8 protein-coding genes are annotated in these 13216 nt (G+C 66.5%); 4 read left to right on the forward strand and 4 right to left on the reverse strand.

From position 1 onward, the window contains the following. Positions 1–47: 47 nt before the first annotated feature. The 4 genes from HBF32_RS09685 to HBF32_RS09700 form a co-directional block, all read right to left on the reverse strand. Entirely contained in the window at positions 48–2675 is a 2628-nt protein-coding gene (locus HBF32_RS09685; RefSeq protein ID WP_166699428.1) for a beta-mannosidase, read from the reverse strand. Continuing rightward, positions 2675–5284 (reverse strand): TonB-dependent receptor, encoded by a 2610-nt coding sequence (locus tag HBF32_RS09690; RefSeq protein WP_193570462.1) that lies wholly within the window; start codon positions 5282–5284, stop codon positions 2675–2677. Before HBF32_RS09690 ends, HBF32_RS09685 begins: the two co-directional genes overlap by 1 nt. Positions 5285–6029: 745 nt before the next feature. Then, a complete protein-coding gene (locus HBF32_RS09695; RefSeq protein ID WP_166699430.1) occupies positions 6030–8501 on the reverse strand; it encodes an acyl-CoA dehydrogenase in 2472 nt (823 codons plus the stop codon). A 24-nt stretch (positions 8502–8525) separates the two neighbouring features. Further along, on the reverse strand, positions 8526–9407 hold the full coding sequence (locus HBF32_RS09700) for an alpha/beta hydrolase (RefSeq protein WP_166699431.1): 882 nt from the start codon (positions 9405–9407) through the stop codon (positions 8526–8528). 140 nt (positions 9408–9547) lie between these two features. Between HBF32_RS09700 and HBF32_RS09705 the strand changes: the two genes are divergently transcribed. The 4 genes from HBF32_RS09705 to HBF32_RS09720 all read left to right on the forward strand — a co-directional run bounded on the left by HBF32_RS09705 (position 9548) and on the right by HBF32_RS09720 (position 13192). Then, entirely contained in the window at positions 9548–10138 is a 591-nt protein-coding gene (locus tag HBF32_RS09705) for a TetR/AcrR family transcriptional regulator (RefSeq protein WP_166699432.1), read from the forward strand. A gap of 87 nt (positions 10139–10225) precedes the next feature. Further along, on the forward strand, positions 10226–12016 hold the full coding sequence (locus HBF32_RS09710) for a phosphoenolpyruvate carboxykinase (GTP) (RefSeq protein WP_166699433.1): 1791 nt from the start codon (positions 10226–10228) through the stop codon (positions 12014–12016). Positions 12017–12224: 208 nt separating this feature from the next. Then, complete coding sequence (locus tag HBF32_RS09715; protein WP_240147949.1) at positions 12225–12779, forward strand: RNA polymerase sigma factor; 555 nt, start codon at positions 12225–12227, stop codon at positions 12777–12779. Then, a complete protein-coding gene (locus HBF32_RS09720; RefSeq protein WP_166699435.1) occupies positions 12776–13192 on the forward strand; it encodes a hypothetical protein in 417 nt (138 codons plus the stop codon). Before HBF32_RS09715 ends, HBF32_RS09720 begins: the two co-directional genes overlap by 4 nt. The last annotated feature ends 24 nt before the right edge of the window (positions 13193–13216 follow it).

The raw sequence follows: 13216 nt of genomic DNA on the forward strand, positions 1-13216 counted from the left end.
TCCCGGCACGAGCGAGAGCCACTTGACGAGGTTGCGGCGGCTTGGATTCACGGCGTGGTCTCCTTCAGGGCATCGACAAGGGAACGTACGTTCACGACACGACGGAGCGCATCGACGTCTACCTTACCCTCGATCGCGATGTCGATGCTCTCGCCCGGCAGCAGATCGAACGCGTTCTGCGCCAGGCGCACGTCGAGGTCACCCGTGTCGACCCACACGGCGCGCGCGAGACGCTTCGCGGTTACCGTGAGGACCAGACCGTGCCCGTCGTCGCGCAGCGAGGTGGACAGTTCCGGCTTCGGCAACGCGAGGGTGCGCGCCGCGCCGAAATACAGCAGATGGTGGGCCACGACCTTGCCCTGCTCGAGCAGGTCGAAGGACGCGACCGTCCGGCGCGGATCGGCCCCCTTCAGCAGCGTCGCGTCGTCCACCGTCACGGCCTTCGTGCTCGAAAGCGCGGCGGCACGGACCGGGCGGCTCGTCTCGCGCAGCAGCTTTCCGCGCATGTCGTACACGCGGGTGCGCAGCGTGGCCTCGAAATCCGCGGTGCGATCGGATACGGCGAACACGTCGGTCTTCCCGTCGCGGCGCAGCGGTACCACGTCCACCGGCGCGTAGAAGCGCTTCGCATGGAACTGCAGGGCCTTCCAGCGGTTGAAGTAGTCGACGCTGGCCCACGAGGCACCGGGCCACACGTCGTTCAATTGCCAGTAGAGCGAACCCATGCTGCGCGGACGGGCGCTGCGCAGGTGTTCGGCCGCAAGCTCGATGCCTTCGGCCTGCATCACCTGGCTCAGGTACACGAAGGACGGGAAATCCTTCGGTTCGCCGTATTCCTGGCGGATGTAGAGCAGCAGGCGCTGGTTGCCGTCGCCATTGGCGAACTTCTGGTGGGCGCGCATCACCTTCGATTCGGGCTGCATGTCGTCCTCCTTCGCGAAGGCCTTGATCGTGGCCATCACGGGGAACGACTGCAGGCCGTATTCGGACTGGAAGCGCGGCGTCATGTCGAGGTAGTGCGAGATCGGTTCGGAGCCGGACCAGACCTTCCAGTAGTGGTAGTCGCCGTCGTTCTCGACGTTGGCGGGCCCCTCGTAGTCGGTGCTCGGGGAGCTCGCCCAATACGGCACCTGCGGGGAAAGATCTGCCACCACCTTGCGCAATGTCTTGCCGAACAGCTCGCGCATGCCTTCGTCGATGCGCTTCACCTCGTCGGCGTTCACGAACTTGCGGAAGTCCTGCCGGTCCGGCCAGTCGTCCCAGCCGGTCTGCACTTCGTTGTTGCCGGCCCAGAGCACGATCGACGGGTGGTCGCGCAGGCGAGTGACCTGCTCGACGGCCTCGATGCGGGCGTTCTCGCGAAAGGCGGGGTCGTACGGTGTGATGGCACCGCCGTACATGAAGTCCTGCCAGATCATGATCCCGAGGCGATCGGCCGCCGCATAGAACGCGTCGTCCTGGTAGGTACCGCCGCCCCACATGCGCAACATGTTCATGTTGGCATCCTTCGCGGAACGAAGGACGGCCTCCATCCGCTCGGGCGTCACGCGCGAGGGAAAGCTGTCGAACGGGATGAGGTTCGCGCCCTTGGCGAAGATCGGCACGCCGTTCACGACGAAGGCGAAACTCCGTCCCCACTGGTCTTTCTCGCGGCGCAGTTCCACCGTCCGCAGGCCGGTGTCCTTGTCGACGCGAGCGATCGTGGCACCGTCGGCGGAGACCTCGGCATGGAAGCGGTAAAGGTTCGGCTCGCCATAGCCCACGGGCCACCAGCGCTGCGGATGCGCGATGGCGACTGGCAGCGACACATGGTTTTCGCCCTTGGCGAGCGCCACGCTGCGCTCCTCGTGGCCGTGGCTGCCATCGGGCGCCGTCCAGTCCACCTTGAGCATCACGGGGCCGCTCTTGTCCGCGCGCAGGTCGAACTGCGCATCGAGACGGGCGCTATCCGCGTCCACGTGCTGCTGGGCGACATGGAAGTCCGCGAGGCGCGTGGTGTCCCAGCTCTCCAGGCGCACCGGACGCCAGATGCCGAGGGTGACATAGCGCGGGCCCCAGTCCCATCCGTACTGGTAGTTCGCCTTGCGGACGTAGTTGGACGTCTGTTTGCCCTTCGGCTCGTCGCCGAAGGCGGAATCGAATTCGCCCGGAAGCGAATAAGGCTGCTTCATCAGCCAGGGGAGCAGCCGCGCGATGGGCGAGCGGAGGTGAACCTCCAGCACGTTGCCGCTCTTGCGCAGTACATCCCTCACCGGTACGCGCCAGCGACGGAACATGTTGTCCGTGACGAGCAGCTTCCTGCCATTGAGGGAGACGTCGGCGAAGGTGTCGAGGCCGTCGAAAACGAGATCGACGTGACCGCGCGCCAGGGTGGCCGCGTCCACGTCGAAGTCCAGCCGGTAGTCCCAGTCGGAAAGGCCGATCCATTGCAGGCCGGCCTCGTTGTCGCGCCAGAACGGATCCTGGATCCGCTTCAGCGCCAGCAAATCGGTCTGGACGGCTCCCGGCACATGGGCCGGGAGCCAGTCCTTCTTCAGTTCCTCGTGCGCATCCGCTTCCGTCCCTTGGGCGAGACGGAAGCGCCACCCGGAGGAGAGATCCCTCTCCCCCGGCGGGCTGGCGCTGGCCGCCCCGGCAAGAAGCCAGAACGCCAGGGCCAGCGACGCGCGGCGCATCACAGCTTGAAGCCCAACGTCAGCGTGTACGTGCGGCCGTTCTTGTACGAGTAGAGCGGCTGGCTCGGGCGATCGTCGTAGACCTGGTAGGTCTCGTCGAGCAGGTTGGTGCCGTCAAGCGAGATGCGCATGTGGTCGTTCACCTGGTAGCCGACGGAAGCGTCGAGTTCCCTGAAGATACCCGTGATCTGCTGCGTCTGCAGCGCGGCGATCGAGGTGAAGTACGACGAACGCCAGCTGTAGGTCACGCGGGCGCTCCACGGGCCCTGCTCGAAGAACGGCGAGAGGTTGAACGAGTTCTTCGAGTTGTACGGCAGCGGGAAGTCGTTGCTGGTGTCCGCGTCCGAGTAGGTGTAGTTCGCCAGCATACCGAAGCCGAGGCCGAAGTTCTGCTGGTAGGTCAGCGAGGCACCCTTCACCTTCGCCACGCCGGCGTTGATCGGCACCTGCATCTGGTACACGTCGTCGCGGGCGTTGGTCAGGTTGTAGTGCGTCTCCAGCACCTGGGTGTTGAGGATGTAACCCGAGATGCGGCGGAAGAACAGTTCGGCGGCCAGCACGCTGTTCTCGGAGAAGTACCACTCGGCCGAGAAGTCGTAGTTGGTCGACTTGTACGGACCCAGCTCGGTATTGCCGCGCGAGCCGGTGAGGCTGCGGTCGTCGAGGGCCACGTACGGGGTCATCTGCTGGTAGCGCGGGCGGGCGATGGTCTGCGCGTACGCGAAGCGCAGCGTGAGGTCCTGCGCCACGTCATAGGCGATGTTCAGCGACGGCAGCCAGTTGTGGTACGCGCTGCGCTTGTTCACCGGCGCGTACGTGTCCGTGCCGACCGCGTTGAAGCCGTCCACCGTGTCGCGCGTGCGGAAGTAACGGACGCCGAGGTTGCCGCGGTAGTTGTCGCCGGCGAAATCGCCCTGGATGTAGAACGCGCGGTTCTGTTCCTGGATGGCGTAGGTGGCCTTCGGATCGATCGGCGCGCCGTACTGGTCGACGAGGGCGTTCACGCCGTCCTTCAGCGCGCCCTTGCCGATGGTGGTCCAGTTGGCCATGCTCGGCGTCGAGTTCAGGCCGCCGAGGAAGCCGTCCGGGGTCTGGCCACCGGCAATGTTGGCGAGCGTGACGTCGCCGAGGCCGAGATCGGCGACCGACGGGAAGCGCGAAGCATAGGCGTCCTGGCCGTTGTAGTGGTTGGTCGCCTTGACGCCCACTTCGATCTGGTTGAGCGGACCCCAGGCGACGTCGTGAGCGAAGTCGGCCTGGAAGTAGCGCTCGCGGTCGTACGTCGGCGCACGGCTATAGCCGACGCCGTTGAGGACGGCCTGGGACGGATCGTTCGGGAAGTGGTAGTTGATCTGCGGATGCTGGCCGACGAGGTTCCAGTCGTAACCGCCCAGGGTCTTCACCTGCGCGTTCCAGATGCCTTCGGAGCCGCCGGTCGAACCGGTGTAGCCGACCTGGCTCGACGCGGTCCAGCCATCGCCGTACCAGTCGGCACGCAGCTGCGCCGCACCGGTGTTCACCTTCGACTCGCGCTCGTAGCCGTCGAGGTAGGTCGGCGCGTTCGGGCCGTAGTTGGCGCTGGTGATCACGCCGTCGTTGACCGTGGCCGAGGTGGCGTAAGGCGCCGAACCCGACCAGTCGCCGTAGCGGCTCTGGTTGAAGTTGTCGAACTTCTCCGTGACGTACAGGCCGGTGAAGTTCAGCTCGAAGGCGTTGTTCGGCTTCCACTGGAGGCCCGTGGACACGCCGTCGCGCTTGCGCTTCTGCTGGAACCACGCGCTGTTGATGGCGGTCGGGTACACCGGCTGCTGGTCGGCCGGCACGACGCCCGGTGCGAACTGGTGGTCCGGATTGGTGTCGGTCGGGTCGTTCGCGCGCTGGTAGCCGAAGATCTCGGTGCCCTGGCGGTCGATGATGCGCTCGGAATGCATCAGCGAGCCGAGCACGCCGAAGGTGTTGTCCTTGTTCTTCCAGCTGTAGAACACCGAGGCGTTCGGCTTGCCGGTGTCGGCGCGGTCGTTGTAGCCGTAGCTGACGTTGCCGGTGAGCGTGTTCGCCTTCAGGTCCAGCGGACGGCGCGTGTTGACGATGACGGTGCCGCCGATCGAACCCTCGTCGATGTTCGCCTGCGGGGTCTTGTAGACCTGGGCGTTACCGATGATTTCCGAGGTGAGCAGGCTGTAGTCGAACGAGCGGCTGTCCGGGTTGTTCGGGTCCGACGTCCAGTTGGTCGACGCGAGGGTCTGGCCGTTCAGGAGCAGGCGGTTCAGCGCCGGGTCCGTGCCCAGGATGCTGACCTTGTCGCCTTCGCCGAAGTTGCGGTCCACGCTGATGCCCGGCAGGTGCGAGAGCGACTCTGCCACATTGGTGTCCGGGAACTTGCCGACGTCTTCGGCCGAGATGGCGTCGACGATCGAGTCCGAGTTGCGCTTCAGGTCGAGCGACTTCTGCAGGCTCGCCCGGATACCCGTGACGGTGATGCCCTCGAGGCTTGCCGCGTCCTGGGTGCTGGCCTTGGCGTTGTCGTTCTTCTTCGCGGTGCTCGCGGCCGGTGCGGGCGTCGCCGCATCCTGAGCCATCGCGCTACCCGTGGCGAACAGCCCGGCCATGATGGCAAGGGAAAGTGCGCTAATACGGTGGTTCACTTCGATCTCCTGGGGAAGGGGGTTCGTTTTTCGCGGAACGAACGCCGCCGCGCAGGCCGGAGCCCGCGTTCGCTTCGTTTCGTTCCGTTTGCTGCGTTCTGGCCCTGCGTCTTGCCGCGGCCGCCCTGCCTTGCCGGCACGGCCCCACCGCGATCCGCTCGTTGCAGTGGTATTACCGGGTTGATTCTCCGAGCCAGCTGACAACGTTGTCAACTGATTTTTTAACTCGATCTAAAGTCCATGTGAACACTTTAGATGATTGATTACTTTGACATTTTCCGAAATTGCGAAATACTGCATTGCGGAAATTCTCAGGGGTGATTTGGATCGATCCACGCCAGGAGTCATTTTTACAAGAAGCCGCGTAAGCGGTTCTCCCCCGGGGAGTTTTCCAGGCCGTCCACACCGATCCGGAAGCGGATCGATCAACAATGCGTGAATGTTGCAGTGCAGCGAAAACGACCGCGATCTTCGCTTGGCCATGCGTGTCGTCCCCGTCGCCGATGGCCTCGGCTGCCGTAGGAGCCGCCATCCCGGCGAGAAGCGTACGGAGCGACGAAGCCGTGACGCAGGCCCCCTCGCCGCTATAGCGGCTCCTACGGCAGGCGCGGGCAATGCGGCAAGCCGATTGAAATGGGCCGCGCTGGCGGGCCGCAGGCAAAAAAAGCCGCGATCGCTCGCGGCCTTTTCGTGTCGCCTGTCGCGATGCTTACGCGGCGCGAACCGCCTTCGTCGCCTCGGCGTTGCGCACCACGTTCGCGCGCAGTTCCTCGCTGTCGAAGTCGTCGACCGAGATGAACTCGGCGACACCGTCGCGTACACGCTGCAGGAGCTCGCGCTCGGCGGCGGTGATGGCGCCGAGCTTCTCGGCTTCCACCAACTGCTCGTTGTACGTGTGCGCGCGCAGCTGGCCGCCCTTGAACGCCTTGAGGAACTTGCGCTCCACCGGCTCCGCCGCGATCACGTCCGGGAGGATCCGGTTCATGCGACCCACGGTGTTGTTCGCCGTCGGGGTGAGGTAGCTCCACGTGGTCAGCCGGTCGCGAGCCTCGCTCGGGGCGGTGATCAGCGCGGCCACGCGACGGCCGAGACGGTCCGACGGCGGCACCTCGCGGCGACCGAACGGGAACACCAGCGCGCGCAGGAGCCACGCGACCGGACGGACCGGGAAGTTGCGGATCACACCGTCCAGCGCCATCTGCATCTTCCACACACACTCGTGGAAGGCCCAGGCCAGCAGCGGACGATCCGCCTCGGGGCGGCCGGTGTCCTCGTAGCGTTTCAGCATGGCGCTGGCGATGTACAGGTACGAAAGGGTATCGCCGAGACGGGCCGACAGCTTCTCCTTGAACTTCAGCTTGCCGCCGAGGACGCCCATCGACACGTCGGCACACAAGGCCAGCGCGGCCGAATAACGGTTGAGCTTGCGGTAATAACGGCGCGTGTAGGCGTCGCCGGCCGTGTCGCCGATCTTCGCCGCCGTGACGCCGAGCACGAAGCTGCGCACCGCGTTGGAGACGCCGAAGCCGATATGTCCGAACAGGGCGTCATCGAAGGTCTTCAGGCGCTCGCGGTAATCCGCGATGTTCAGCGCCTGCATTTCCCTGAGGACGTAAGGATGGCAGCGAATCGCGCCCTGGCCGAAGATCATGAGGCTGCGCGTCATGATGTTCGCGCCTTCCACGGTGATGGCGATCGGCACGCTCTGCCAGCCGCGGCCCATGTAGTTCTTCGGGCCGAGGATCACGCCCTTGCCGCCGTGCACGTCCATCGCGTCGGACGCGATCTGGCGGCACCATTCGGTGGCGTGGTATTTCGCGATGGCGGAGGGTACGGCCGGCTTCTCGCCGCGATCCACCGCCGCGGCCGTAGCGCGCGACAGCGCCTGCGTGGCATAGGTGAGGCCGCCGATGCGGGCAAGCGCTTCCTCCACGCCCTCGAAGCGGCCGATGGCCAGGCCGAACTGCTTGCGCATGCGCGCATAGGCGCCGGTAGCGGCGACCGCCATGCGCGAGGCGCCCGTGGCGTTCGACGGCAACGAGATGGCGCGGCCCACGGAGAGGCATTCGACCAGCATGCGCCAGCCCTGCCCCGCCATGTGCGGGCCGCCGATCAGCACGGACAGCGGGACGAACATGTCCTTCGCGTGGATGGGGCCATTCTGGAACGGGGTGTTGAGCGGGAAGTGACGGCGTCCGATTTCCATTCCCGGCGTTTCGCGCGGAAGGAGGGCGAGCGTGATGCCGAGGTCTTCCTTGTCGCCCAGCAGCTTGTCCGGGTCGTACATGCGGAAGGCCAGGCCGACGATCGTCGCGACCGGCGCGAGCGTGATGTAGCGCTTGTCGAAGGTGAGGCGGATGCCGACGGTTTCCTCGCCGTTCCACATGCCTTTCGTGACGATGCCGAAGTCCGGGATCGAGGTGGCATCGGAACCCGCGTAGGGACCGGTCAGCGCGAAGCACGGGATCTCGCGGCCGTCGGCGAGACGCGGCAGGTAGTGGTTCTTCTGCTCGTCGCTGCCGTAATGCATCAGCAACTCGCCCGGGCCGAGCGAATTCGGCACCGCGACGGTGGAAGCCAGCGTCTGCGACATGCTGGAGAGCTTCTGCAGCACGGCGGAGTGGGCGAGCGCGGAGAAGCCGAGGCCACCGTAGCTCTTCGGGATGATCATGCCGAAGAACTTGTTCTTCTTGATGAACTCCCAGACGTTCGGCGGCAGGTCGGCCAGCTCGTGGGTGATCTGCCAGTCGTCGATCATGCCGCAGAGTTCTTCCACGGGGCCGTCGAGGAAGGCCTGCTCTTCCGTGGACAGCTCCGGCTTCGGCTGGCGCAGCAGTTCCGACCAGTCCGGCTTGCCCGAGAACAGCTGCCCCTCGAAACCGACTGTGCCGGCTTCGAGCGCGGTCTGCTCGGTGTCGGAGAGCTTCGGCGTCACCTTGGCGAACATCGACAGCAACGGGGCGCTGATCTTCTTCCGGCGGAAGTCGACCATCAGCAGCGGCACCGCGACCAGGCCCAGGAGGACCAGGAGCACGACGGAGGTGACCGGCGCGCCGGCGAGGAAGCCCACGACGACGATCGTCGCCGCGGTCGCGATGGCCCACGTCTTCAGGGACGTGCGGTGGTAGGCACAGGCACCGGAGGCGATGAGCGCCGCCAGCACAACCAGGATCGCAGACATCGGTATCACCTCGTTACAGTCGGATTAGCCAAGGGTATTCATGAAACCCGCGATCTCGCGCGTGAACGCGTCGTTCGCGTCGCCGGCCACCATGTGGGTGGCATCGGCAAGGGCCACGTGCCGCGCGTGCGGCACGAGGCGGAGGAACTCGTCGACGGTGTGGCTCGAAACCACGTCGCTGCGCGTGCCGGAGAGGAGCAGCACCGGTACCTTCACCCGCTCGGCGGCGGCGAACAGGCGCGGCTGGTAGCGCTCGCTTTCCTGGACCAGCCCGTCGAGCAACGCGGGATCCCAGTGCCAGCGGAGGCGTCCATCGGCATCCTGGCGCAGCAACGGCTTGAGCTGCGCCTCCGTCTTGCGCTCGCGGCGGTGCGGCAGGTACGCCTCGATCGCCGAAGCCGCCTCGTCGTAGCTCGCGAAACCTTGCGGATGGGCGCGCATGAAGCCGAGGATACGTTCCACGCCGGCGGTTTCCCACCGCGGCGTGATGTCGACCAGGATCAGTGCCGAGAACGGCGCCCTGCCCTCCTCCGCCTCGCCGGCGGCGACCAGGCCGAGCAGCCCGCCCATCGACGCGCCGACCAGGACCGGCGGCCGCCCGTCCACGGAACGCGCCTCGGCACCCACGGCCAGCAGGTCGCCCACGAACTGTTCCATGTGGTAGTCGCCACGCGGCATGCGCTCGCTTTCGCCATGGCCGCGGGCGTCGAACGTCGTGGCGTCGAAACCTTGCGCGGCGAGGGCCCTGGCCGCGCCGTTCCAGGCGTGGCGTGTCTGCCCGAAGCCGTGCGCGAACAGCAGCGACGGCGAACGTTCGCCCTGCCAGCGCTGGGTGGCCAGGGCGAGCCCGTCCAGCGAGACCAGGCTCGTGCGGGCGGAGCGGACATGAATGGGATCGGCAACCATACGGCCGAGTATGTGATGCCGGGAGGGGTGCGTCAATACGCTGGCGTACGGTCTGGTAAGCGCAGCCAAGTCAAGGTCTTATGCAGCAACCGCGATGCGACCCGGATTGCAAAGCCTCCCGTCTCGGCTACCATGCGCCGATGAACGATGGTGCTAAGAACGAACGAGCCCGCCTTTCCGCCGAGGACTGGGAAGATGGCGCCCTGGCCCTCATCGCCGAGCAAGGGGTCGGCGCACTCGCCGTCGAGGCCCTGGCACGACGGCTCGGGGTCACGAAAGGCAGCTTCTACTGGCACTTCCGTACCCGCGAAGCGCTGCTCCAGGCGGCGCTTGAGCGCTGGGAGGAATATGGCGAACGCGAGGTGCTCGCCGAGATCGAGCGCATCCCCGATCCGCGCAAACGCCTGCCGGAGCTGTTCCGCCGGGTCGCCCACGAACTGCAGCCGCACCGTGTCTATGCCGCGCTGCTGAAGGCCCTCGACCATCCGCAGGTGGTGCCGGTGATGTCGCGCGTGTCCCAGCGGCGCATCGACTTCCTTACCCGCATGTACACGGAAGCCGGCCTGGCGCCCGTCGTGGCCCTGCATCGGGCACGGCTCACTTATGCGGCGTACGTCGGGTTCCTCCAGCTGAATTTCACCCTGGGGCTGCCGCGGCTTTCCCACGAGGAATTCGACGCCTATGTGGAACACATGATCGCGACGCTGACGCCCGAGAAATCAAACGATTGATCCTGAACGGTTGTTGCGCCGTACCTTGCCAATACCAGGACTCGCAAACTACTGTCTCCGCTTGCGTTTAACTGGAGACCACCACGGATGCGTTCGCACGGCAGTTCACTGGAAGCATTGAATCGATGGGTCGACGACGTCGCCCGCCTCACCGAGCCCGCCGCCATTCATTGGTGCGATGGCTCGGATGCGGAGTACGCGGCGCTCGTCGAGACGATGCTGGCCAGCGGCGACCTCCTCCCGCTCGATCCCGAGAAGCACCCGCGCAGCTACCTGCATCGTTCGAGCCCTTCGGACGTGGCGCGCGTGGAGCACCTCACCTTCGTCTGTACGCCGGAGCAGGAAGACGCCGGTCCGAACAACCACTGGATGGCCCCGGCCGAGGCGCACGCGAAGATCGACGCCCTGTTCGCGGGCGCGATGCGCGGCCGCACGATGTATGTCATCCCCTACTGCATGGGTCCCATCGATTCGCCGATCGCGCGCTGCGGTGTCGAGATCACCGACAGCCCCTACGTGGTCGCCAACATGCGGATCATGACCCGCATGGGCGCGCAGGCGCTCGCGCGCATCGAGCGCGACGGCGTCTTCGTGAAGGGCCTGCATTCCACCGGCGACCTCGATCCGGAGCGCCGCTTCATCATGCATTTCCCCGAGGAACTTTCGATCAAGTCGATCGGCTCGGGTTACGGCGGCAACGCGCTGCTGGGCAAGAAGTGCCACGCCCTGCGCATCGCCAGCCACCAGGCGCGCCGCGAGGGCTGGCTGGCGGAGCACATGCTCATCGTCGGCATCGAGAACCCGAAGGGCGAGAAGCACTACATCGCCGCCGCGTTCCCGTCGGCCTGCGGCAAGACCAACCTCGCCATGCTCATTCCGACCGAGGGCTACCGCCAGGCCGGCTGGAAGGTCTGGACGGTCGGCGACGACATCTGCTGGATGACCCCCGGGGAGGATGGCCGCCTGTGGGCGATCAACCCGGAAGCCGGCTATTTCGGCGTGGCGCCGGGTACCAGCGCCAAGACGAATCCTTCGGCGCTCGCCACCCTCGGCCACGACGCGATCTTCACCAACGTCGCCGTCACCGCCGACAACCGCGCCTGGTGGGAAGGCCTGGGCGAAGGCGAGCCGGCGACCGACTGGCAGGGCCGTGCGTACGACCCGGCCAACGGCCCCGCCGCGCATCCGAACGCACGCTTCACGGTGAGCGCGAAGCAATGCCCGAGCTGGGCGCCGGAATCCGAAGCGCCTACGGGCGTGCCGATCTCCGCGATCGTCTTCGGCGGCCGCCGCCCGTCGCTGGTGCCGCTGGTATTCGAGGCGAAGGACTGGGCGCACGGCGTACTGGTCGGTGCCGCGATGGGTTCGGAAACCACGGCCGCCGCCACGGGTGCGGTCGGCGTGCTCCGCCGCGATTCGATGGCGATGAAGCCGTTCTGCGGATACAACTTCGCCGACTATTTCGCGCACTGGCTGTCGTTCGACAAGCCGGGTGCGAAGCTGCCGCGCATCTTCCACGTGAACTGGTTCCGCAAGGACGACGAAGGCCGGTTCATGTGGCCGGGCTACGGCGACAACCTGCGCGTGCTCGACTGGATGATCCAGCGTGTGGAAGGTCTTGCGAAGGGCACCGAGACGCCCATCGGCATCCTCCCGGCGAGGGACGAACTCAACGTCGAAGGCCTCGACATGCCCCCCGGCGCGCTGGACGAACTGCTCCGCGTGGACGTGGAAGGCTGGCAGGAGGAACTCAGCGCCATCGGCCTGTACCTCGAGGGTTTCGGCGAGCGCATGCCGGAACGGCTGAAGGCCGAGCGCCTGCGCGTCAGCAAGGCGCTGGACGCGGCCGTGGCCCGGCCCAAGGCCAGCGTGGCCTGATCGTCGCGCCCCTCCTGTAGGAGCCGCTATAGCGGCGAGGGAACCTGCCTCGCCGCTTCATCGCTCCGTGGGGCTTCTCGCCGCTATAGCGGCTCCCATACGGACTGGACCGGCCCCGCAAGGGTCCTGCCCTTCCTTAAACCGTTTGTCCCCTGCCGGCATCCAAGCTGGCAAGATGAACGCCCTATGCCTCGCCGCCACTTCCTTCATGCAGCCTGAGCTGCCCGCCGTCTCGTCGGACGACGACATCGTGCGCGCGGCAGTGGCCGGCGATCGCAAGGCCTTCGAAACCCTCTACCGGCGGCACGCCGACCGCGTCTACGGTGCCGTGCTGCGACTGGCCGCGTTCGACCACGCCCGGGCCGAGGACCTCACCCAGGAAGCCTTCGTGCGTGCCTGGCAGAAACTGGAAGGCTTCCGCTTCGAGAGCGCCTTCGGCACCTGGGTCTACCGCCTCGCGGTGAACGTGGCGCTCATGTCCATACGCGCCCGCAACGCGGATCCGGTGACCATCGTCGGCGACGAACAGCTTCCCGACATCACCGATACCGACAATCCCGTCCGCGCGTTCGAGCGCGAGGAACTGGAACAGGCCATCGCGGCATTGCCGCCGCGGGCTCGTGCCGTCCTCGTGCTGCACGACGTGGAAGGATGGAAACACGAGGAGATCGCCGTCGAACTGTCGATGGCGGTCGGTTCCTCGAAAGCGCAGTTGCATCGCGCGCGCGGCCTGCTCCGCCGCGCGCTGGGAGACAAGCCATGAACGAACTCGACTACCTGCGCCAGATGCGCTCCCTCAACCGCCCGGTCTCGCCGCGCCGCGACCTCTGGGCCGGCGTCGAGGCGCGCCTGGACGAATCCTCCGCCGCCTCGTCGCGCCGGCACCGGGCACGCCCCTGGCTGATGGCCGCGGCCATCGCCGGCGTGGCGGTGCTGGGCGGCGGCATCGGCCTGCACCTGACGGCACCCGGCGGCGGCGAGAACGTCGCCGCCGGGACGCCGTGGAAACCCTCCGACCCGCGCCTCACCGGTGCGGCGGTGGAACTCGACGCCGCGCGCATGGAGCTGACCCAGGCCATGCAGGATTCCCCCGATTCGGCCGCGCTGCAGCGCCTGCTGCTCCGTACCGAACGCCAGCGCGACCGTCTGCGCAACCTCGACAAGCAAGCCAGCTAATCGCGAACAGCCAGGAAATTCCCC

Source organism: Luteibacter yeojuensis, from assembly GCF_011742875.1.
GTDB lineage: Bacteria > Pseudomonadota > Gammaproteobacteria > Xanthomonadales > Rhodanobacteraceae > Luteibacter > Luteibacter yeojuensis.